The sequence below is a fragment of the Bacillus sp. FSL W7-1582 genome, from assembly GCF_038593325.1.
GTDB classification, from domain to species: Bacteria; Bacillota; Bacilli; order Bacillales; family Bacillaceae; genus Bacillus; species Bacillus altitudinis.
The window spans coordinates 1,557,621-1,580,686 of sequence record NZ_CP151987.1 but is presented as its reverse complement, the minus strand read 5'-3'; the positions used below and the strand labels follow the sequence as shown (position 1 = coordinate 1,580,686).

Here is a 23,066-nt window from a genome sequence, read left to right as displayed (position 1 = left end):
TAAGATAGAAAGAAGAAGACTTGTCAAAGAACAAGTCTTCTTGTGTCATTAATGCGTTTTACAAGCTTCGAAGAGATTCTTCTCTTTTAACACTTTAATTAAGGTTTCTCCCATGACTGATGGTGTCTCTGCCACTTCAATTCCACATTCACGCATTGTTTTTACTTTTTCATCAGCAGTTCCTTTACCACCAGAAATAATGGCACCAGCATGTCCCATACGTTTTCCTGGAGGCGCTGTTTTACCGCCAATAAAGCCAACAACCGGCTTGGTCATATTTGCTTTTACCCATTCAGCTGCTTCTTCTTCAGCAGTACCACCGATTTCACCAATCATGATCACAGCATGCGTTTCAGGATCTTCATTGAAGGCTTTTAATACATCAATAAAGTTCGTACCATTGACAGGGTCGCCGCCAATTCCTACAGCTGTTGATTGACCAACACCAGCCTCTGAAAGCTGATGTACCGCTTCATATGTAAGCGTTCCAGAACGAGACACAACACCAACATGACCTTTTTTATGAATGTAGCCAGGCATGATGCCAATTTTACATTCTTCAGGTGTAATCACACCAGGACAGTTCGGTCCAACAAGTCTTGTCTTCTTACCTTCCATATAGCGTTTCACTTTAACCATATCCAGAACTGGAATGTGTTCTGTGATACAAATCACTAGATCCACTTCTGCATCAACAGCCTCTAAAATGGCGTCTGCTGCAAATGGTGCTGGTACATAGATAACAGAAGCATTTGCTCCAGTTGTCTGTACTGCTTCAGATACAGTATTAAATACAGGAACTCCCTCTACTTCAGTTCCACCTTTTCCAGGTGTGACACCGCCAACGATATTTGTTCCATACTCAATCATTTGTTTTGTATGGAATAATGCGGTTGAACCGGTAATCCCCTGAACAATTACTCTCGTATTTTTATTAATAAATACACTCATTTAGGTTCCCTGCCTTTCTGCTCTACTTGACTAAAGATACAATCTTTTCTGCCCCGTCAGCCATAGACTCAGCAGAAGTGATATTTAAGCCTGAATCACTCAGGATTTTCTTCCCTAATTCAACGTTTGTTCCTTCAAGACGTACAACGAGTGGTAATGTTAAGCCGACTTGTTTCGTCGCTTCAACAACACCTTCTGCAATGACATCACATTTCATGATGCCGCCAAAAATGTTCACGAAAATCCCTTTGACATTTTGATCAGATAAGATGATTTTAAATGCTTCCGTTACTTTTTCAGCAGTTGCACCGCCGCCAACATCAAGGAAGTTTGCAGGGTCCCCGCCGTAATGCTTGATGATATCCATTGTAGACATCGCAAGGCCTGCTCCATTCACCATACAGCCAATATTCCCATCTAGTGAAATGTAGCTTAGGTCATATTTAGATGCTTCAATCTCCTTTGGATCTTCTTCATCAAGGTCACGGTATTCTAATATATCTTTTTGTCTATATAAGGCATTGCTATCAAAGTTTAATTTTGCATCAAGTGCCATGACTTTTCCATCACCTGTTACAACAAGAGGATTTATCTCGGCAATTGAACAATCCTTTTCAATAAACGCATTGTAAAGGCTTGTCATAAACTTAACAGCTTGACCAACTAATTTTGTTGGAATATTAATTTTAAACGCAACTTCTCTCGCCTGATAGGCTTGGAGACCAATCGCTGGGTCGATGACCACTTTCACGATTTTTTCTGGCGTTTTTTCTGCTACTTCTTCAATTTCAGTACCGCCTTCTTCAGAAGCCATCAAAACAATTCTTGATGTCGCTCTATCCAAAACGAGTCCTACATAGTACTCTTTTTGAATATCGCAGCCTTCTTCAATAAGTAAGCGTTTTATTTCGCGCCCTTCAGGCCCTGTTTGATGTGTGACAAGTGTCTTGCCGAGCAATTCCTCTGCAAACCCTTTCACTTCATCTTTTGTTTTTGCAATTTTTACCCCACCTGCTTTACCACGGCCGCCTGCATGAATCTGTGCTTTTACGACATATACAGAGCTTCCAAGCTCTTCTGATGCTTTCACTGCTTCATCAGGTGTAAATGCTACTTTACCATTTGGAACTGAAACCCCATATTTTCTTAGGATTTCTTTTCCTTGGTACTCATGGATATTCATTTCCCATCCTCCCAACATATGTAGAAACAAAAATTATAAAATAGACTGCGCTTTCATTTTAAAGAATAAAAAAGAGAATGTCTAGGGTTCTATGTAAAATCGTAAAATCCTTCTAAACATTCAAACTTTTATTTTATTAAAAATATAAATTTTTCAGTCAAAACACTTATTTTACCTTATTTTTTCATTTTTTGATCCAATCGATAGATAAATGAAAATATTTCTGCTACAGTATCGTATAACGCTTCTGGGATTTCCTCATCGAGCGTTAAGTGGCGCATCAGTTCTACTAAATTACGGTCTTCTTGAATAGGGACTCCAGCTTTTTGAGCTTCTTCAATAATATGATCAGCCACATAGCCACTGCCTGTTGCAACGACTTTTGGCGCTTTTTGTTTTTCTTCATCATAGTGTAGAGCGACCGCTCTTCTAAGCGGTTTTGAATCTTTCATACTCGTAAGTCCAGCCCTTTCTCGCTGATTTTATGAAAGTGTTCATCTAGAAAGTCAGACGGATCAATTGGCTCTTCTCTCTTTTTCGCTGTAATCCCCGTCAAACTATACCCTAGGGCATTTAAATTCTCTCGAACAGCTGGAATCATTGGATTAATGGTCCCTTGCAGTTCGTGAGCCGTCTCGACTGTAATTGACATCACTTTTTGCTGAATCGTACAGTCTATTAACGTTTCTTCTAAGTTTTCCATGTTTAAATAAAACATTAAACGGCACTGAGAAATATCGATAGAGCCATCTTTTTTCTTATGCCCTTTTAGAATAAAGGTTAAATCTTGAACACTATGTTTTGAGAAAAGCGGGTAAGAAACCATCATTTGACTAACTGTTTGGTTTTCCTGATGCACTAGTAACTGCCCATTTAATCTATGGAATAATTGATCCACTTCTTTTTTTACGGGCTCGGGAACATCAGCTTGCCTTGCATCATTTAAAACCATCTTTAATTGGTGAAGCTCTTGGCTTTTGACATCTTGGCTGCCCTTTTCCAGTAATTTTAGCACCCCAATTTCATCTCGTACACCTATCGCTTTTTTCATCGTCATCAGTAAATCGAGTACATCGGTTTTATTGCTTAATGCTGGTTCAGTCTGCTGAATGACCTTTGCCAATGCGTTCGCCTCTGTTTTTGAAAGAAACGGAAATTCCCTTTGAAGCACGGCTGCCTTTGCGTCAGCCTGTGGCCCTGCCTGCTGGACTGCTTGAACCAGTGATGTGAGTTGTTTTACATCAAGCTGCTGCTGTCCGTCTGTACCTTGCTTTGTGATGCTCGTCAGAATGCGTTCTATTTGCTGAAGCGGGAGCTGTTTTGGACTTAATAATTGCTGCACGCTGTTCTGATTCACTGTATCCGCCTGTCGCCCTTGTATAGCGGCGGGCTGGCTCTGCTTTGTTTGCTGAGCCGGATTGACATGAGGCTGCACCAGCTGCAAGCTTTCTCCTTGCTTCGTTTGACCTTCTTTTGCTCCTAGAAGCACCGATAAGAGCTTTTCTGCATGAACAGTTGTCTCAGCATTTACAACCGTACGAACGGCCTGTGTAAGAGCCTGTGTGGCTTCTGATTGCTTCGGAAGCTGTGTTAATCGATCTAGCAGTGCTGTCACATCCTGATGAAGTGCAGAGGGGGATTTCATCGCTAATATTGATTGGAGCACTCCTTGTTGAATCGGCAAATCTTTCTTTAAAGCAAAAAGAAGTGCTTGCAGACCTTTTTTGATATCCGCACCTTGAAGTTGTTCAATCCATTTTACTGCCGTTTTTAACTCTGCTTCGTTGATGACCGGTTTTTCTTTTAAAAAAGCTGTAGCTGTTAACATTTGTTCAAGTCCATTTTTAAGCGACAGACCTTCTAGTAGTTTAGCTGCGGCATCCTTTAATGTTTTAGGATCTTGGTCAAATTGCTGAACAGGTCTTAATTTACTCAGACTGCCTCCACCTTCTTGTTCTAATTGGAACCAGTAGAAAGAATCGGCTTTGAGCTGAGCCGCTAGCTGCGCTTTGATTTTGGTCGAACCTATTTGAACAAGTGCTGTATCATCCCCGAGCATTTTCAGTACTTTGCCGAGAATGAGCCGGTGAATATTTTCCTTTCCTTCCGTGTTAAGCGGAACAGATTCTGCCGTATTCAGCCGACTATTCAGTGCAGTATGTATATCTTCAACTCTTGTCATCACAGGCAGCCTCCTTGTGTCAAAATATTTATGAAATAACAGATTTCACTGGTGCAAATGATAACCGGTGGATAGGTGTGGCGCCATGTGTTTGAATGGCAGCAAGGTGCTCTTTCGTTCCATACCCTTTATGTTTTTCAAATTGATACTCAGGGTACTGGCGTCCATACTCTTCCATCATTTGGTCCCTTGTCACTTTGGCAATACATGCACCAGCTGCGATGGATGCGCTTTTAGCATCTCCTTTGATGATATTCTCCTGTTGAGTAGGAAGCGGGAGCGTCATCGCATCTATGAGTAGATAATCAGGTGTGTGAGTGAGCTGCTTTACAGCCCTCACCATCGCCAGTCTTGATGCTTCGTATATATTGATTTCGTCAATCGTTGCCGCATCAACAATGCCGATGCCGATGTCGAGCGCTTCCTTTTGAATGAGCTCATAATAGGTCATTCTTTTTTTCTCAGATAGCTGTTTTGAATCATTTAAACCGAGTAGGACGGTATCTTCTTTTAATATCACAGCTGCCGCAACCACTGGGCCAGCGAGTGGTCCTCTTCCTGCTTCATCTATGCCTGCAATATAAGTGTATCCTTGCGCTTTTGCTTTGGTTTCAAATTGCAGCATTTGCTTCCATGCTGCATGTAGTTCTTGATGCTTTTCTCTCTCTTTGTTCCATTTGTCCATCAGCTTCTGGACACTTTTTCTTGTATCGTCTTTCAATAGTTCACGAATGTATGACTCGTCGTCAGCATGTTGTTCTATTAATGCTTTTATTTGTTTGACCGTGTACATTGGCTTTTCCGCAGCCTCCTTCTTTATATCGGCAGTTTTTCGCAAAAAATAAAGACCCGCATGAGCTGCGTGTCTTTTAGCTTTCAGGCTTCTCAAAAGTGAGGGGACCAAATTTTTCCGTTCGAATATCCCGAATGATGATTTCGGTCGTTTTGTCGTAATTAATGAATCCTCCACTCATCAGACAGCCGCGTTTTGTGCCAATGGCATCAAACAGCTCAACTGTATCTTCAGGTATTTCTGCTAGATCATAGCGTTTTTTTAATCGCTCTGGATAGTGCTCTTCTAAAAAGCGTAGCGCATAAACGGCGACATCCTGCAAGTTGATGATTGAGTCTTTAATCGCTCCGGTGACGGCCAGCCTAAGACCTACTTGTTCATCTTCAAATTTCGGCCAGAGAATTCCGGGGGTATCGAGCAGTTCAAGTTCTTTTCCTACCTTCACCCATTGCTGTGACGTCGTAATACCAGGTCGATCTCCTGTTTTCGCAATATTTTTCTTTGCCAACCGATTGATCAGCGTTGATTTGCCGACATTGGGAATTCCGATAATCAAAGCTCGAATGGCACGCGGCTTAACACCTTTTGCTTTCATTCGATCGAACTTTTCTTTTAATATTTCTTTTGATGTCGTAATGATTTGATTTAACCCTTGTCCATCGACAGAATTAATGGCAAGCGACCGTACACCTTGCGCTTCAAAGTGTGCCTGCCACTCTTTTGTCATACGAGGATCTGCTTTATCTGCTTTGTTCAAAAGCATAATTTTCGGTTTGTTTTGGAGGATTTCTTCAATCATTGGGTTTCTAGAGGACATCGGAATCCTTGCATCGGTTAATTCAAATACGATGTCGATGAGCTTTAATTTTTCTGTGACTTCCCGTCTTGCTTTTGCCATATGGCCTGGAAACCATTGAATTGTCATATGTGCACCTTCTCTCTTCTAACGGTTGTCTCTATACATTGTACAAAAAAAGAGCCTGTTACAGGTAACAAGCTCTTTCCTTTGATATCATTATCGTCTGATTTCTTTGATACGAGCCGCTTTACCGCGAAGTTCACGTAGGTAGTAAAGTTTCGCACGACGTACCTTACCGTGACGTACAACTTCGATCTTAGCGATTTTTGGTGTGTGTACAGGGAATGTACGCTCAACGCCTACACCGTAAGAGATCTTACGAACTGTGAAAGTTTCGCTGATTCCACCACCACGACGCTTAATTACAACACCTTCAAAGATCTGGATACGCTCACGAGTACCCTCGACAACTTTCACGTGTACACGTAAAGTGTCACCAGGACGGAACGCAGGAAGATCAGTGCGTAATTGTTCTTTTGTGATTTCTTCAATCAATTGTTGCATCGTTTTCAACTCCTTCCAACAGATGCTCATGTCCTCTTTCTTCATTGCAGCGGAACATCGTTTTCAAACTTGAATCGGCAAGCCGTCCAAGTCACAAGTAGTATCATACCACACCTGTATACCTTGTGCAATACAATCTAGTCATTATGAAGCTGCCAAAGCCATCTTTTTTCTTCATCCGTTAATGTTTTGCAAGAATCGATCAAATCTGGCCGTCTTGTATAGGTTCGCTTCAACGATTCTTTACGCCGCCACTCTTCAATTTTGGCATGATTTCCAGAGAGAAGCACATCTGGTACTTTCAATCCTTTATAATCAGCTGGTCTTGTATAGTGCGGATGCTCAAGCAGACCTGTACTAAATGAATCTTCGATATGAGACGCTTCTTTTCCAAGCACATGAGGCAAAAGCCTGACCACACTGTCTGCAATCATCATCGCCGGCAGCTCTCCGCCTGTGAGAACGAAATCTCCGATTGAGATTTCATCTGTGACAAGATGCTCCCTGATGCGCTCATCGTAGCCTTCATAGTGGCCGCAAATGAACATAAGATGCTCTTCTTTTGCAAGCTCTTCTGCTTTCTTTTGTGTATATCTTTCTCCTTGAGGACAGACAAGAATAATGCGGGGCTTCTTGTTTGCTTTTTTCGTTAAATCTTCTACCGCATCAAATACAGGCTGTGCTTTCAGAACCATGCCAGCACCGCCGCCATACGGATAGTCATCCACTGTTTTATGTTTATGATCGGAATACTCCCTAAAATTCACGACATCAAATGAGACCGCATCTTTTTCCTGAGCTTTTTTTAAGATCGATGAGTGAAGCACCCCTTCAAACATTTCAGGAAACAGTGTTAAGAAGTCAATTTTCATTCGTCAATGAGTCCTTCCATCACTTCAATGTGTACTTTCTTGGATGAAATATCAACTGTTTTGACGACAGATGGAATATAAGGGATGAGGGCATCTTTTTTGCCTTTTCTTCCAACCACCCATACATCATTTGCCCCTGGCGTTAAAACTTCTTTGATTTGACCAATCAGTTTGTCCTCTTCATCATATACTTCACAGCCGATGATTTCGTGGAAATAGAATTCCCCTTCATCTAATGAACCAAGATGTTCTTTTTCTACTTTTAAAATCGACTCTTTTAATTGCTCAGCTTCATTTAACGAGCCGACTTCTTCAAATGTCAGTAAATCAAATTGTTTGTGCTGTCTATGTGATGCGACAGTCACTTTTAGCGGTTCTTTTTGATTTTGTTTGAAAATATAAAGGACGCTGCCTTTTTTGTAGCGTTCTTCTGGGAAATCAGTCTTTGACACAACACGTACTTCTCCGCGCACTCCATGTGTATTGACGATCTTTCCGACATTCAACCATTCTAGCTCCATGTTCTCAATCACCCCTGACGTATTTCCACAATGGTGCCGTCTTTCACGACGATGACATTGTCTTGCATTTTGTCATCCCATTTATCACCTATTTTTACTTCAATCAGCGCATCCACTTCTGTTTCTTTCATTTCACTGCCAAGAGGCAAGATATGAAGCTGCTCGACTTGAAAATCAATTTGCCTCATTTTCTCTTGTCTTTTTTCAATGGCTTTTTGAAATTGAGGGATGGCTTCTTGCTGATGTGGTTCTTTTTCATGCTTTTTTAGTTGAAAATATAGTTGATTGCACTCACGTTCTAGTCTTTCTTTTTTCTCCAAAAAAGTCGTTAACAGTTTGTCCTTACTGCTTTCAGTTAATACTTGCATGACGGTGACATGTTGAATGATCTGCATCTTCCTTTTTGTCCCCCTATCCGAAGGCATTTGTCCTCTACAGTATAACGAAAAATAGATTTAAACGTGTAAAAAAAGGGGAGGTCCTAAGCCCTCTCCCTTTTTAGTCAGCAATCTCAAGTTGAACTTTCTTAGAAGACTCTGCACTTGCTGCAAACATGACTGTTCGTATCGCTTTAGCTGTACGTCCCTGCTTACCGATCACTTTTCCGGTATCTTCAGCATTGACAGACAGTGTGTAAATGACCTGCTCATCTTTTTCTAATGAAGATACGTGAATATCTTCAGGGAAATCAACAAGTGGCTCGACGATGGACACAATCAATTCTTCCAAGGACAGCTCATTCATTATTTGCTGTTTTTCGCATTATGAAATTTTTCAAGAATTCCTTGGCTTGAGAAAAGGTTACGAACTGTATCAGATGGTTTCGCACCATTTTGAAGCCATTTAAGCGCTAATTCTTCGTTGATTTTCACCTCAGCTGGTGATACCACTGGGTTGTAAGTTCCAACTGTTTCGATGAAACGACCGTCACGTGGTGAACGAGAATCTGCTACAACAATACGATAGAAAGGAGATTTTTTTGCTCCCATACGTTTTAAACGAATTTTTACTGCCATTTTACTAGCACCTCCGAAAATATTTCAACAAGATAGTATATTAACAATGATAAAAGGGTTTGTAAAGTGTTTTTTCTTAACAACGGTTTTATCATGTATAACCAATTACATAAATGGTAATTTAAAGCCGCCTTTTTTCTTTCCTTTGGACATATTGGTCATTTGCTTCATCATCTTTTTCATTTCGTCAAATTGTTTTAAAAGGCGATTGACTTCCTGTACAGATGTTCCGCTTCCTTTTGCAATCCGTTTTCTGCGGCTTGCATTGATGACCTCTGGCTGTTCTTTTTCTTCGGTCGTCATTGATTTAATGATCGCTTCGATGTGATTGAGCTGCTTTTCGTCTACTTGGACGTTTTTGAGCCCTTTCATTTTACCGGCTCCCGGCATCATTTGGATCAGTTCATCAAGTGGACCCATGTTGCGAACCTGCCCAAGCTGCTCGAGGAAATCATCGAGCGTGAAGCTCATTGTCCGCATTTTTTGTTCAAGCTCTTTCGCTTTATCTTGGTCAACGTTTGCTTGTGCTTTTTCAATAAGCGTGAGCACATCTCCCATGCCAAGAATTCTCGATGCCATACGCTCTGGATGGAATGGTTCAATTGCATCAAGCTTTTCACCTAGTGCGGCGAATTTAATCGGCGTATTTGTGACTGCACGAATTGAAAGTGCTGCCCCGCCTCGCGTATCACCGTCTAGTTTTGTCAGAACGACACCTGTTAAACCAAGCTGTTCATTAAAGCTTTTTGCGACATTGACAGCATCTTGACCAGTCATCGAGTCAACAACGAGGAAAATCTCTTCTGGATTTGCGACTTCTTTTACTTTCTGAAGTTCATCCATTAAGTCTTCATCAATATGAAGACGTCCTGCTGTATCTAAAATGACATAATCATGATGTTCTTCTTTCGCTTTTTCAATTGCCTGTTTGGCAATTTCGACAGGACTAACTTGATCACCTAATGAGAATACGGGCATATCAAGCTGTTTCCCAAGCGTTTGAAGCTGCTGGATCGCTGCTGGTCTGTAAATATCAGCCGCCACCATCATCGGCTTGCGATTATGTTTTTTGCGAAGTAAGTTGGCAAGCTTTCCAGTTGTGGTCGTTTTACCTGCCCCTTGAAGACCAACCATCATAATGACAGTTGGAGATTTTTTCGCTACAGCGATTTTACTCTCTTCCCCGCCCATTAATTCAGTGAGTTCTTCTTTCACAACTTTAATGACCTGTTGTCCTGGGGTAAGACTTTGCATGACCTCTTGTCCAACTGCCCGCTCGCTTACTTTTTTCACAAAGTCTTTGACTACTTTAAAATTGACGTCAGCTTCAAGAAGGGCAAGGCGTACCTCGCGCATCATTTCTTTTACATCTTGCTCTGACACTTTTCCTTTGCCGCGGATTTTTGAAATCGTCTGCTGCAGTCGGTCGGCTAATCCTTCAAATGCCATACTGTGCCGCCTCCTAATCTAATTTCTCAAGCGATTCAATTAAAGCTTCTGCTTCTTCCTTTTGCGCGGAATCTGCTACAAGCTCTCTCATTTTTGTGAGAAGTTCTTTACGCTCTTTAAATTTCTTAAACAAGAGCAGCTTTTCTTCATATTGTTCAAGCATCGCTTCAGTCCGTTTAATATTATCATAAACAGCCTGTCTTGATACTTCATATTCATCCGCAATTTCACCGAGGGAAAAATCGTCTAGGTAGTAAAGCGACATGTAGCTCTTTTGTTTTGCGGTCAACAACGATTGATAGAAATCAAACAAGTAGTTCATTCTCGTTGTTTTTTCAAGCGTCATGGGCTCTCTCCCCTTTGTTAAGTTCATTCCCTTTACAACAACTAAGTTTACACGGTTCTAATCTATGTGTCAAGTTTTTATCTTGTCACTTCCTGCGGCGATATATAAATAAAAATGCCGGCAGTTTTGCCGGCTTTTTGATTAGTCTTCTTGATCAATCATGTCTGAGAATAATCCGTACACATACGATTCAGCATCGAACTCTTGCAGATCGTCTACTTTTTCACCTAATCCGACAAGTTTTACAGGGATGTTGAGCTCATTGCGAATGGCAAGAACAATCCCGCCTTTTGCAGTACCGTCAAGCTTTGTTAAAGCGATACCTGTCACGTTTGTTGCTTTAGAAAATTCCTTCGCTTGCGCCATCGCATTTTGACCCGTTGTCGCATCAAGGGCAAGCAGTACTTCATGCGGTGCATCGGGCACTTCGCGTTCAATGACTCTCTTGACCTTCTCCAGCTCTTTCATCAAGTTGACTTTATTTTGCAGTCTGCCTGCTGTATCACAGATCAGGACATCTGCTTTTTTGGCTTTAGCTGATTGAACGGCATCATAGATGACCGCTGCCGGGTCAGAGCCTGCTGTTTGTTTAACGACAGGAACACCAGAGCGCTCGCCCCATACTTCAAGCTGCTCAATCGCCCCCGCACGGAACGTATCACCTGCTGCTAAAATGACGGATTTCCCTTCACTTTTCAGCTTGTTTGCCAGCTTACCAATGGTTGTGGTTTTACCGACACCGTTCACGCCTACAAATAAAATAATATTTAAACGGCCGTCTTCAATGTTCAGTTCAGAGATTTGTTCCTCACCGCTATTGTAAATCTCCACGAGTTTTTCAGAGATGACTGCTTGTACTTCACTTGGGTCTTGAATGTTTCTTAATTTCACTTCTTTTTTCAGCTCATCAATCAGTTCCATCACAGTCGTGAAACCAACATCAGCACCGATTAACACTTCTTCTAGTTCTTCAAAAAAGTCTTCATCCACTTTACGATAGCGAGAAATGAGTTCATTTACTTTTCCCTGAAACGAATTTCTCGTTTTTTCAAGTCCATCTTTAAACTTTTCTGATACTGAATCGGTTTGCTGCGTAAATTTTTCTTTTAATTTCTTAAAAAAGCTCATGGGTTCAAAAACCTCCTTTAATTACTGGACAAGCTCTTTCGTTTCCTCTAGTTTGACAGATACCAGTTTTGAGACACCTGACTCCTGCATCGTGACACCGTACAGAACATCTGCTTCTTCCATGGTTCCTTTTCGGTGTGTAATCACAATGAACTGTGTTTCTTGGCTGTATTTCTTTAAATACTGAGCAAAGCGGAACACATTCGCTTCATCAAGTGCCGCTTCTACCTCATCTAGCACACAGAATGGTACTGGTCTCACTTTTAAGATCGAGAATAATAAAGCGATGGCTGTTAATGCTCTTTCTCCGCCTGAAAGTAGGCTTAGATTTTGCAGCTTTTTCCCCGGCGGCTGCGCCACAATATCGACGCCTGAGTTTAGTAAATCGTTTGGATCTGTGAGCTTAAGGTCTGCTCTTCCTCCGCCAAATAATGCTTGGAAAACAGATTCAAAATGCCCGCGGATTTGAGAGAATGTCTCAGAGAAACGTTTCGTCATCTCCTGATCCATTTCTTCAATGACTTGGAATAACGTATTTTTCGCTTCTGTCAGATCATTGCGCTGTTCAGTTAAGAAGAGAAAACGTTCATTCACACGTTCATACTCGTCAATGCTGCCTAAGTTCACTGTTCCAAGCTCTTCAATGGCTAGTTTGATCAATTTCACGCGTTTTCTTGCTTCATCCGGCGATAGCGTCAGATGATACATTTCTTTTGCTCCTTCAAACGAAAGGGCATACTCTTCGTTTAAATAAGCGATGAGGTTATCAAGTTCAACTTCCATGCGGCCAAGCTTGATTTCTTCATCTTTTAAGCTTGTCGTGAGCTGTTTATACAGGCGTTTTTGCTCTTTCAGTTCACGTTCTGCGAATTCTAATGTTTCAGAAAGAGCCAGGCGCTGTTTGCGTCGCTCTGAGATAAGCGCTGTCGTTTTGTTTTTATGTTCCAGTTTCTCTTTTGCCGCTTCTTCCAGTTGTTCGGCGCCGCTTGAGCTAGATGACATTTCACTTGTTAAGAGGGACAAATCTTCTTTTGTTTCCGTCAGCGTCTTTTCAGCCTCTTCTAATTCAGCCGTTAAGCTCGACAGTTTTTCTTGTTCATTTGCTAAAGACTGCTCTTTTTTGGCAAGCGAGATTTTCAGCTCTGTTAATTCGGAAGAAATGGTTTCTTTCGTTGAGCTTTGGGTCTGCTTCCGTTTTGTTAACGTGTTGATCTCTTCGTCAAGAGAGGTCAGTTTCTCACCTATAGATGTTTCAAGGGCTGCCTGCTCTTTGTCCTTGCTCGCAAGTTCGCTAGAGCGCTGCTGCAACTCTTCTTTTTCTTGATCATAGAGCTCTAGATGAGCGTTAATATTTTTTTCTGCTACTTGCAGTTCATATAAGGTCCCTTTTAACTCTTGCTGCTTTTCTCGAAGCATTTCGCCGCGCTGACGCAATTCATTTAATTGGACTTCGCTTTCGGCAATCGATTGCTTCGTTTCTTTTGTTTCTTTTTCAAGAATCGTTGTTTTTTCTTCCATTTCAACGAGTTGCTTTGTTAATGTTTCAATCTCTCGGTTTCTGGAGAGGAGGGAATTGTTCTTTTTCTTTACGCCGCCCCCAGTCATTGAACCGCCTGGGTTCACCACGTCCCCATCAAGGGTCACGATACGATAACGATGTCCAAGCATTTTCGCTAGCTCATTGGCACCTTTTAAGTCTTTCACGATTAGGACTGTTCCAAGCAAATTCCGAATGACTTTTTCATACTTTTCATCAAAGGAAACGAGCTGACTCGCTACGCCGATAAATGCGTCATGCTGCTCAGCTGTTTGAATATCTCTGAACTGAATGGTTCGTTCTTTGATGACGTTCATCGGCAGGAAGGTCGCACGACCAAAGGAATGCTGCTTTAAGTATCCAATGGCCTGTCTGGCAGCCGCTTCATTTTCAGTAACGACATGCTGCGTGGCTGCGCCAAGTGCGATTTCAATCGCTGTTTCATGTTGCTGCTCTGTTTGAATCAGCTCTGCAATCGCCCCGTGAATACCACCTAACCGGTCCTTTGCCTTTAAAACCTCTTTCACTCCTTGGAAAAATCCTGAGAAGTCTTCCTGCATGGATTCAAGCATTTCTTTTTTAGATTTTGCCTGCTGTACATATTGATAGGCTTGGTAAAGAGCCGTTTCTTTTTTCTCGTATTGACGTTTCATCTGCTCTAGCTTTTGTTCCGCTTCTCTAAAGCGTTTCACCTGAGCCAAAATGTCTTCTTCTCGTTCTGAAAGTTGCTTCTCGGCTTCTGTTTTCTTTTCCTTCACAGACACCCGTTCTTCGATATGTTTCTGATTATTTTGCGTTAACCGCTCTAGCTGCAAGGCTGCTTGGCGCTGCTGTTCTTCTAGTAATGTGCGTTCGTTTCGGATAGAAGCTTGCTCGTTTAACAGGTCAAAATAATCGCTTTTTAGCTGTTCAATTTGCCCTTCCACATCTTCACTATGAAGAGACAGCTGATGTTGTTTTGTTTTCACTTCATCTTTTAGCTGCTGCACTTCTGTTTGCAGGCTGTCACGTGTGACTTTCTGCTGTTCAATCTTTTCCGTTAACAACGCCTGTTTTTTGGTTAAACGCACGAGCGTGTCTTCTAGCTGCCCTTGGTTAGCAGCCGCATTTTTTTTCCGTTCTTTTAGAACTTCTTTTTTCCCTTCAAGCTTTTCTAGTTCTTCACTTGTGAAAAGGAGGACTTCTTGGAGGTCATGAATCGAATCGTCAAGTGCCTGAATACGGTCTCTCGATTCTTCGATTTTGGCTTCCTTCGCTTGAATGTCTGTTGACTGCTTCATTTCATCTTGTTTGAACCGCTCGACAGCTTCACCAAGTGTTGTCCATTTTTTGTGCAGTGCTTCAATATCATGGACGGTGAGAGCAATTTCTACATTTTCAAGTTCTTCTTTCTTTTGCAGATAGTCTTTTGCAATAGATGCCTGCATTCTTAGTGGTTCTACTTGATCTTCTAGTTCATGCAGAATATCTTCTACCCGGTTTAAGTTGTCCTGCGTTTCAAACAGTTTATTCTCGGCTTTTTTCTTTCTTGTTTTATATTTCAGGACACCAGCTGCTTCTTCAAAGATGCTACGTCTTTCTTCAGCTTTACTCGATAGAATCTCTTCTACCTTACCTTGGCTGATAATCGAAAAAGCTTCTTTTCCAAGACCTGAATCCATGAAAAGATCAATAATATCCTTTAAGCGGACAGATTGATTGTTAATGAGAAATTCACTTTCTCCAGAACGATAGACTCTTCTTGTCACACTGACTTCGTGAAAATCGATCGGCAAAAAGTGATCTTCGTTATCGAGCGTTAATGTCACTTCTGCTAAGTTGACTCGTTTTCTTGAGTCACTTCCTGCAAAAATGATGTCTTCCATTTTTCCTCCGCGGAGGCTTTTTGCTGATTGCTCTCCAAGTACCCAGCGGATCGCATCAGTAATATTACTTTTGCCGCTTCCGTTTGGTCCAACAACAGCTGTAACCCCTTTGACAAAGTCTACAGTCACTCGCTGTGCGAAAGATTTGAATCCTATCACGTCTAAACGTTTGAGGAACATGAGAGTGATCCTCCTTATGTATTTAAAGTACTATTATCTTACCATATGAACTGAAAAAAGATGATGGAAAACAGAGTGAAATCCCCCTGAATCACGAGGGGGATTTTATTGGTTCATATGATGTTTCTGTAATTTAGCAAGTGCTTCCTGTGCAGCATGCTGTTCGGCTTCTTTTTTTGAACGGCCATTTCCAATCCCGAGCACTTCTCCTCTAAGGGATACATTGGCTTCAAATTCCCGGTTATGTGCCGGACCTTTTTCATGCAGGATTCGGTATTCAAGTACACCTTTTCCATCTCGCTGAACAAATTCTTGAAGCTGGCTTTTAAAGTCCATGACATGTGAGAATGCCCCGTCATTAATTTTCGGGTATACATAGGCTTCTAGGAATCGTTCAACAGGCTCAAGTCCTTGATCTAAATAAAGCGCTCCGATAAACGCCTCAAATACGTCTGCTAAGAGTGCCGGACGCTTTCTGCCGCCTGTCATTTCTTCCCCTTTTCCTAAAAGAACAAGGTCTCCGAAGGACAGCTCATGCGCTAATGACACAAGTGATGGCTCACATACGATCGCCGCTCTCAGTTTTGTTAAATCTCCCTCGCTCATGGCTGGGTACTTTGCAAATAAGAACTGTGAGATCGTCAATTCTAAAACAGCGTCCCCTAAAAATTCAAGTCTTTCATTATCCTCATAAGGTTTTTTCCTATGCTCATTCACATAAGAGGAATGTGTAAAGGCTTGATAGAGTAGTTTCTCATTTTTAAAGTGTACAGAAATGCGCTGCTGAAATTCTCTGAATTGCTCTAGTTTTTTGCTCTGTTTCTGTTTGTCTTTATATTGTTTTGGCATAGCAACCTCCAGGTAGGCGTCATCGCCTTTAAGGATACTGATTATATGGAGTCTCTCTTTCTACATGCAAGGAAACCGTGCTCCTTAGCATCTGAAAAAGGCTGACAATTGATCAGCTGAATATGTTGAAACTAACATAAATTTTCAAAGTCCCGCCATGAAAATAGACGGGACTTTGTTACGCTTATTGCTGGTTATTTATGTAGTTCACAGCGTCACCGACTGTTGCAATTTTTTCAGCATCTTCGTCAGAAATTTCCATATCGAACTCATCTTCAAGTTCCATAACTAGCTCAACTACATCAAGGGAATCAGCGCCTAAATCTTCTTTAAATGAAGCTTCCATTTTCACGTCAGCCTCATCAACGCCAAGGCGGTCTACAATAATTTTTGATACACGCTCTAATACGTCTGCCATTGCCTTTCACCTCCCCTCAAAGTATTATAGTTGATTCGTTTTTAAAAAACTAGAGAAAACGTAACGAAATTTTGATATTTCTTAGGACATAACCATTCCGCCATCCACTTGGATGGTTTGGCCTGTAATATAACCTGCTCCTTCTGAAGCTAAAAAGACAACAACGTTGCTTATATCTTCAGGCGCACCAAAGCGTGCGAGCGGGATTTGCTTAAGCATTTCTGTTTGAACATTCTCATCAAGCTTGTCAGTCATATCAGTAGAAATAAAGCCTGGTGCTACGGCATTGACTGTAATATGACGGCTTGCCAGCTCTTTCGCTGTTGTTTTCGTTAATCCGATCACACCAGCTTTTGCTGCAACATAGTTTGCTTGTCCAGGGTTTCCGCAAACGCCGACAACAGATGCTACATTGATGATTCTTCCACTGCGCTGTTTCATCATTTGACGTGTCACAGCTTTTGTACAGTTGAAGACACCTTTTAAGTTTATGTTAATGACATCATCCCATTCATTTTCTTTCATTCTCATGAGCAGGTTGTCCTTTGTAATTCCAGCATTATTCACAAGAATGTCGATTGAACCAAATGTATCAACGGCTTGTTTCATTAATGCCTGTACTTCTTCTGCATTTGACACATCCGCTTTGACAGCAAAAGCCTGCTGGCCAAGTGCTTTGATCTCATCGACGACTTCATTTGCTTTTGCTTCGTTGCCTGAATAGTTCACCACAACATTGGCACCTTTTTTCGCCAAATCGATCGCAATCGAACGGCCAATACCGCGAGATGCACCTGTGACAACGGCTGTTTTATTTGTAAGCATCAAGAATCCCCCTTGAGTGTTTGAATAGCTGCTTCAATTGTTGCTTGATCTGATACGGAAATGGTCGTCAGGCGGCGATTGACTTTTTTCACAAGACCTGAGAGCACTTTACCAGGACCAATTTCAATAAATGTTGTCACGCCTAAGTCAATCAAGCGTTCTACACTTTCTTCAAATCGAACAGGAGAATACAATTGTTCAATCAGCTTCGTTTCAATTTCATTACGTGATGTCACGATGTCTGCTGTTACGTTTGAAATCACTGGCGTCGCGGCATCAGAAATGTCTAATTTAGATAATACATCTGTGAATTTTTCAGCTGCTGGTTTCATTAATGCAGAATGGAAAGGTCCACTCACTTCAAGTGGAATTGCACGTTTTGCGCCCTTTTCTTTCGCTTTCTCTGATGCAAGTTCCACACCTTTTGCTGTACCAGAGATGACGATTTGCCCCGGACAGTTTAAGTTCGCTAGTTCTACAAGATGACCGCTTTCTGTCACTTCTTTTGTCACTTCTACAAGCGCCGCTTGGTCTAAGCCAAGAATCGCCGCCATTGCGCCTTCTCCTGCTGGAACGGCTTCATTCATTAATTCGCCGCGCTTTCTCACTGCGAAAACGGCATCTTTAAACGAAAGAGCTCCCGCTGCAACAAGGGCTGTATATTCACCCAGGCTGTGCCCTGCTGCATAATCTGCTTTGACTCCGCTCTCTTCAAACTTCTTTAAGATCGCGATGCTTGTCGTTAAAAGAGCTGGCTGTGCATTATATGTCAGCGTCAGTTCTTCTGCATCTCCTTCAAAAATCATTGAAGATAAATCAAAACCAAGGGTCTGATCTGCTTCTTCAAACACAGCTTTGGATGCTGCTTCTTGGTCAAATAAATCTTTTCCCATGCCAATTTTTTGAGAGCCTTGGCCTGGGAATAAAAAAGCAATTTTACTCATGCTGCTCTACCTCCATTACGACTCATTCGTGTCTTCTTTTTGAACTTCTTGATGAATGATAGCTGAAACGTCTTTTTTAACGATGTCGCGCGCCTGACGAATGGCATGAAAAATCGCATTTTCATCAGAGGAACCATGCGCTTTAATAACCGGTGCTTTTAAACCAAATAATGCGGCACCACCATATTCGGAGTAATCCATTTTAGATTTCATCTGCATTAATTTTGGCTTCATCATACCTGCTGCTATTTTAGCTGTGAAACTGGATGTTAAGGTTTCTTTCAGCATTTTAAAAACAGAAAGGGCTGTGCCTTCGATCGTTTTAAGGGCGATATTCCCCGTGAAACCATCTGTGACAACGACATCAGCTACACCCTCTAATAAATCACGCGATTCTACATTTCCTATGAAATTCAAATCTGATGCTTTTAATAATTCAAAGGTTTTTTTCGTTAAATCGTTGCCTTTTTTATCTTCTGTCCCGACATTTAAAAGTCCAACGCGTGGATTGCTCTTCGGGAAGACATGCTCTGCGTAAATAGATCCCATCATGGCATATTGCACAAGATGCTCTGGCTTTGCATCAACGTTTGCGCCGACATCCAATAATAAGAACCCGCTGCCATCAAGTGTTGGCAACGTCGGAGCAAGTGCTGGTCTGTCAATACCATCAATTCTGCCTACGATAAACAGGCCTGCTGTCATGAGTGCCCCAGTATTTCCAGCTGAAATACAGGCATCTGCTCTTCCTTCTGAAACTTCCTGCGCCATTTTCACCATAGAAGAATCCTTTTTACGTCTCACTGCACGCACTGGTTCATCCGTCGGTTCAATGACTTCTTTTGCATCTAAGATCGTGATGCGTTCATGATTTGTTATGTATGATTTGATCTTGCTTTCATCGCCGACTAGTGTAATCTCGATATCTGAAAATGCTTCTAAGCTTTTTTGCACACCGTCAATAATGGCTTTAGGGGCATGATCTCCCCCCATTGCATCGACTGCAATTCTCATGTTATGTGCCACCTTTTACTTTTGTTTTGAGCGATACATGACGAAATCGCCTGAGAAGACAACTTCCTCACCTACATAGCTGTTTACTTCAACTACGGTTCTGCCTTTTTCTTTATCATGTGAGGCAACTTTGGCTTTTGAGACGACTCTTTCGCCTTGTTTGACCTGCCTTGTAAACTTAATATTTGCTTTTGCTGTCAAAGCCAGTTCATCGTCGATGACGGCTACTGCCAGCGAATTTGCCTGGGCAAAAAGATGATGTCCCCTGGCAATTTGGTTACGGCTGAATACATGCTCTTTTCTCACTTCAAAAATGGAAATCGCTTGATCATCAAGCTCTACATCAATCATTTCTCCAATGACTTCATCCAGCGGAAGAGACTTCACTTCATCCTCTAATGTCTTTTCGGCCACGTGCTTAATTCGTTCGCGTAATTCAGGGATTGACAGCTCCAAACGGTCAAGACGAACTGTTTGAATGCTTACACCGAACTTACTTGCCAATTCTTCATCAGTAATGAACGGAGTCGAGCTGATCGTTTGCTGGAGAAGCTTTTGTCGTTCTTTTTTATTTAGTTTCATATGCAGACACCATCCGTACATTTATGACTAGGTACTAATAGTAGTATATAATCTCATAGATGATAAATCAATCCTTGTTTCAAAAAGACAAGAAAATTCCTCCAGCACTTGATCAGCTCAATTTATCTCCGCCTAGCACACCGCTGTCTACGAGTGTTTGCCTAAGTTCTTTGTATTCAGGTTCTGTCCAAAAGGCTTCAGACTGCACGAGCTCTGCCGCATCTTTTCTAGCGGTTTCAAGCGCTCTATAGTCATGAACCATATCTGCCACTTTAAATTCAGGCATTCCGCTTTGTTTCTTGCCAAAGAAGTCGCCAGGGCCTCTTAGTTCTAAGTCCTTTTCAGACAGTTCAAAGCCATCCGTTGTTTCAGACATGATCCGCATGCGCTCTTTACCGGTCTCTGATTTAGGGTCCGCCATTAAAATACAAAAAGATTGATGCTCTCCGCGTCCGACCCGGCCTCTTAACTGATGAAGCTGTGACAGTCCAAAGCGGTCCGCATCATAAATGACCATGATGGTCGCATTCGGCACGTTGACACCAACTTCAACAACTGTCGTTGACACAAGGATTTGCACTTCATTGGAAGTGAAATCTCTCATCACTTGATCTTTTTCATCACTGGCAAGTTTCCCATGCATTAAGCCGATCGACCATTTTCCCCGATACGCCTCTGTCAGCATGCTGTGAACATCAATCGCATTTTGGACATCCAGTTTGTCTGATTCTTCTATAAGTGGACAAATAATATACGCTTGTCTGCCTTTTCTCAGCTCTTTATCAACAAAAGCAAGAATCCGCTCAAGCATGTCATGCTTCACCCAATACGTTTCAATCTGCTTTCGGCCGGCTGGCAGCTCATCAATGACTGAGACGTCCATTTCTCCAAATACTGTGATGGCAAGCGTTCTTGGAATCGGCGTTGCGGTCATAAACAAAACATCTGGGTCCTGCCCTTTGCTTCGCAGCTTTTTCCGTTGTTCCACGCCGAACCTGTGCTGTTCATCTGTAATAACAAGACCAAGCTGCTGAAATTCCACTTCGTCCTGGATAAGGGCATGCGTGCCGACTAAAATATCAATATCTCCCTCTTTCAGACGTTCAAGCAGTTCTCTGCGGCGCTTTCCTTTCACTGAACTCGTCAAAAGAGCAATATTTAGCCCCCATTTTTCAAATAGCTGATACAGTGAATCGGCATGCTGTTCTGCCAAAATTTCAGTTGGCACCATCAGCGCACCTTGAAAGCCGGATAAATGAGCGGCATAAAGAGCAATTGCCGCAACAGCTGTTTTCCCCGATCCAACATCCCCTTGAAGAAGCCGGTTCATGCGGTACGGGGACGCCATATCTGCCATAATTTCATCAAGCACTCTTGATTGTGCTTTTGTCAGCGGGAACGGCAGGCTATGTACAAACTCAAAGACCCCCTCTTTTGAGAATGGATGCTGGATGCCTGATGTTTTTTCTCGTTCTTTTTTTCTGATCGCCTGCATCTTCAGCTGAAAGATGAGAAATTCCTCGTACACGAATCGTCGTCTTGCTTGCTTGAGTGAGTCTCTCGTTTCAGGGAGATGAATGGTTTTTAGTGCTTCTTGATAAGACATGAGTTTATAAGCAGCCACAAGCTGCTTTGGCAGTGGATCTTCTGCATGGTCTACATAGAGGGACAACGCTTGTTTCACAAATCGCCTCATCATTTTCACGGTTACATTTTCTTTGACCGAATAAACGGGTTCTATGCTGCCATCTTGTTCGTGTGTTCCTTTTTTAAATTCCTGCACCATAATGGATTGCCGGTTTTTATCCCACTTGCCTGTGACGGATACCGTATCGCCTAAAGCAAGACTTCGTTTTAAATAGGGGCGATTGAAGCATATGGCTGTAATCAAAAAACGACCGACAAGCAGCCTGAATGTCAGCCTGCTTCGTTTTTTTCCATAATAGGTGAGAACGGGCTCACTGTGCACTTTTCCTTCAACTGTGACACGTTCGTCATGTCTGACTTCTTCTAAGTTGCGAAGCTCATAGTCGTCATATCGATAAGGAAAGTAGCCGAGTAAGTCGGCTACTGTGTAGATTCCAAGTTCATTTAGTGTTTTTTCTGTTTCTTCTCCAATCCCTTTGAGGGCAGAGATATTATCTTGCAGTTTCTGTATCACGAGATGAGGTCACACCTCCGAAAATCTTCTTTTCAAGCTCCCTTGCTGTCGGTGTTGCAGCAAGTCCGCCTTGTGCGGTCTCACGAAGAGCTGTTGGCATCGTTTGACCAATTTTGTACATCGCATCAATGACTTCATCACAAGGGATGCGACTTGTAATGCCGGCAAGTGCCATATCTGCTGCAATCATCGCATTAGAAGCGCCCATTGCGTTTCGTTTCACACATGGCACTTCTACAAGTCCTGCGACTGGATCGCAAACAAGACCCAGCATATTTTTTAGGGTGATGGCCATGGCTTCAGCGGATTGCTGCGGCGTACCGCCTGCCATTTCTACAATAGCTGCTGCTGCCATACCTGATGCAGATCCTACTTCTGCCTGACATCCGCCTGCTGCACCAGAGATACTTGCGTTATTGGCGACAACAAAACCAAATGCACCAGATGTAAATAGGAATCTGACCATTTGTTCCTTTGTTGGCTTTAATGTTTCTTTCACCGCAAAGAGCGTTCCTGGCACAACACCTGCTGAGCCAGCAGTAGGCGTTGCACAGATCGTTCCCATTGCTGCGTTCACTTCATTTGTTGCCACTGCCTTACTGACAGCATCTAAAATGGTATGACCAGACAATGTCTTGCCTGATGCGATATATGCTTGAAGTTTCACCGCATCTCCGCCTGTTAAACCAGATAATGATTTCACACCTTTCAGTCCGTTTTCAACGGCCTGTTCCATCACTTCTAGGTTGCGGTACATCTGCGAGAAAATGTCTTCACGTGATTTCCCTGTCACTTCCATTTCTTGAGTAATCATAATGTCTGAAATGGAGGTATTCCGTTCTTCTGTTAGCTGCACGAGTTCTTTGACGTTTTTAAACATCATACAT

General features: G+C 42.2%; 24 protein-coding genes. All 24 read right to left on the bottom strand.

Features of this window, described 5'->3' with window-relative positions; translation table 11 throughout:
* Window positions 1-48 precede the first annotated feature (48 nt).
* The 24 genes from sucD to sdaAA all read right to left on the bottom strand — a co-directional run bounded on the left by sucD (window position 49) and on the right by sdaAA (window position 23,059).
* Entirely contained in the window at window positions 49-951 is a 903-nt protein-coding gene (gene sucD, locus NSQ11_RS08090; RefSeq protein ID WP_007499624.1) for a succinate--CoA ligase subunit alpha, read from the bottom strand.
* Window positions 952-973: 22 nt separating this feature from the next.
* Window positions 974-2,134, bottom strand: coding sequence for an ADP-forming succinate--CoA ligase subunit beta (sucC, locus tag NSQ11_RS08085; protein ID WP_008344824.1), 1,161 nt, complete (start codon window positions 2,132-2,134; stop codon window positions 974-976).
* 176 nt (window positions 2,135-2,310) lie between these two features.
* Window positions 2,311-2,586, bottom strand: a complete 276-nt coding sequence (locus NSQ11_RS08080; RefSeq protein WP_008344827.1) for a FlhB-like flagellar biosynthesis protein — start codon at window positions 2,584-2,586, stop codon at window positions 2,311-2,313.
* Entirely contained in the window at window positions 2,583-4,316 is a 1,734-nt protein-coding gene (locus NSQ11_RS08075; protein ID WP_046526652.1) for a hypothetical protein, read from the bottom strand. Before NSQ11_RS08075 ends, NSQ11_RS08080 begins: the two co-directional genes overlap by 4 nt.
* Before the next feature lie 28 nt (window positions 4,317-4,344).
* A complete protein-coding gene (locus NSQ11_RS08070) occupies window positions 4,345-5,109 on the bottom strand; it encodes a ribonuclease HII (RefSeq protein WP_144684420.1) in 765 nt (254 codons plus the stop codon).
* A 76-nt stretch (window positions 5,110-5,185) separates the two neighbouring features.
* On the bottom strand, window positions 5,186-6,034 hold the full coding sequence (gene ylqF, locus NSQ11_RS08065; protein ID WP_007499632.1) for a ribosome biogenesis GTPase YlqF: 849 nt from the start codon (window positions 6,032-6,034) through the stop codon (window positions 5,186-5,188).
* Window positions 6,035-6,124: 90 nt separating this feature from the next.
* Window positions 6,125-6,472, bottom strand: a complete 348-nt coding sequence (rplS, locus tag NSQ11_RS08060) for a 50S ribosomal protein L19 (protein ID WP_008344834.1) — start codon at window positions 6,470-6,472, stop codon at window positions 6,125-6,127.
* Between the two features lie 137 nt (window positions 6,473-6,609).
* Entirely contained in the window at window positions 6,610-7,344 is a 735-nt protein-coding gene (trmD, locus tag NSQ11_RS08055; RefSeq protein WP_007499635.1) for a tRNA (guanosine(37)-N1)-methyltransferase TrmD, read from the bottom strand.
* The gene (gene rimM / locus NSQ11_RS08050; RefSeq protein WP_008344836.1) at window positions 7,341-7,865 is read right to left on the bottom strand and encodes a ribosome maturation factor RimM; all 525 of its coding nucleotides are present in this window, start codon (window positions 7,863-7,865) and stop codon (window positions 7,341-7,343) included. The genes trmD and rimM overlap by 4 nt, the downstream gene beginning before the upstream one ends.
* Before the next feature lie 8 nt (window positions 7,866-7,873).
* Window positions 7,874-8,260: a YlqD family protein gene (locus NSQ11_RS08045; RefSeq protein WP_008344839.1), complete on the bottom strand. Its 387-nt coding sequence runs from the start codon at window positions 8,258-8,260 to the stop codon at window positions 7,874-7,876.
* Window positions 8,261-8,363: 103 nt separating this feature from the next.
* Window positions 8,364-8,609 carry a KH domain-containing protein gene (locus tag NSQ11_RS08040; protein ID WP_012009937.1) on the bottom strand — a complete coding sequence of 82 codons (246 nt, stop codon included), beginning with the start codon at window positions 8,607-8,609 and terminating at the stop codon, window positions 8,364-8,366.
* Window positions 8,609-8,881, bottom strand: a complete 273-nt coding sequence (gene rpsP, locus NSQ11_RS08035) for a 30S ribosomal protein S16 (RefSeq protein WP_008344841.1) — start codon at window positions 8,879-8,881, stop codon at window positions 8,609-8,611. The genes NSQ11_RS08040 and rpsP overlap by 1 nt, the downstream gene beginning before the upstream one ends.
* A gap of 105 nt (window positions 8,882-8,986) precedes the next feature.
* A complete protein-coding gene (gene ffh / locus NSQ11_RS08030) occupies window positions 8,987-10,330 on the bottom strand; it encodes a signal recognition particle protein (protein ID WP_008344842.1) in 1,344 nt (447 codons plus the stop codon).
* Between the two features lie 13 nt (window positions 10,331-10,343).
* Window positions 10,344-10,676, bottom strand: a complete 333-nt coding sequence (locus tag NSQ11_RS08025; protein ID WP_008344844.1) for a putative DNA-binding protein — start codon at window positions 10,674-10,676, stop codon at window positions 10,344-10,346.
* A gap of 141 nt (window positions 10,677-10,817) precedes the next feature.
* On the bottom strand, window positions 10,818-11,804 hold the full coding sequence (ftsY, locus tag NSQ11_RS08020) for a signal recognition particle-docking protein FtsY (RefSeq protein ID WP_342501331.1): 987 nt from the start codon (window positions 11,802-11,804) through the stop codon (window positions 10,818-10,820).
* Window positions 11,805-11,825: 21 nt separating this feature from the next.
* A complete protein-coding gene (gene smc / locus NSQ11_RS08015; protein WP_342501330.1) occupies window positions 11,826-15,386 on the bottom strand; it encodes a chromosome segregation protein SMC in 3,561 nt (1,186 codons plus the stop codon).
* 105 nt (window positions 15,387-15,491) lie between these two features.
* Entirely contained in the window at window positions 15,492-16,235 is a 744-nt protein-coding gene (rnc, locus tag NSQ11_RS08010) for a ribonuclease III (protein ID WP_008344850.1), read from the bottom strand.
* Between the two features lie 184 nt (window positions 16,236-16,419).
* A complete protein-coding gene (gene acpP / locus NSQ11_RS08005; RefSeq protein ID WP_008344853.1) occupies window positions 16,420-16,653 on the bottom strand; it encodes an acyl carrier protein in 234 nt (77 codons plus the stop codon).
* A gap of 81 nt (window positions 16,654-16,734) precedes the next feature.
* Entirely contained in the window at window positions 16,735-17,478 is a 744-nt protein-coding gene (gene fabG / locus NSQ11_RS08000; protein ID WP_008344855.1) for a 3-oxoacyl-[acyl-carrier-protein] reductase, read from the bottom strand.
* Window positions 17,478-18,422 (bottom strand): ACP S-malonyltransferase, encoded by a 945-nt coding sequence (fabD, locus tag NSQ11_RS07995; RefSeq protein WP_206116192.1) that lies wholly within the window; start codon window positions 18,420-18,422, stop codon window positions 17,478-17,480. The genes fabG and fabD overlap by 1 nt, the downstream gene beginning before the upstream one ends.
* 15 nt (window positions 18,423-18,437) lie before the next feature.
* Window positions 18,438-19,436: a phosphate acyltransferase PlsX gene (gene plsX, locus NSQ11_RS07990; protein WP_050827257.1), complete on the bottom strand. Its 999-nt coding sequence runs from the start codon at window positions 19,434-19,436 to the stop codon at window positions 18,438-18,440.
* A 15-nt stretch (window positions 19,437-19,451) separates the two neighbouring features.
* On the bottom strand, window positions 19,452-20,018 hold the full coding sequence (gene fapR / locus NSQ11_RS07985; protein ID WP_017359102.1) for a transcription factor FapR: 567 nt from the start codon (window positions 20,016-20,018) through the stop codon (window positions 19,452-19,454).
* 112 nt (window positions 20,019-20,130) lie between these two features.
* Window positions 20,131-22,179, bottom strand: a complete 2,049-nt coding sequence (gene recG, locus NSQ11_RS07980) for an ATP-dependent DNA helicase RecG (RefSeq protein WP_342501329.1) — start codon at window positions 22,177-22,179, stop codon at window positions 20,131-20,133.
* The gene (gene sdaAA / locus NSQ11_RS07975) at window positions 22,157-23,059 is read right to left on the bottom strand and encodes an L-serine ammonia-lyase, iron-sulfur-dependent, subunit alpha (RefSeq protein ID WP_026050092.1); all 903 of its coding nucleotides are present in this window, start codon (window positions 23,057-23,059) and stop codon (window positions 22,157-22,159) included. The genes recG and sdaAA overlap by 23 nt, the downstream gene beginning before the upstream one ends.
* Window positions 23,060-23,066 lie beyond the last annotated feature (7 nt).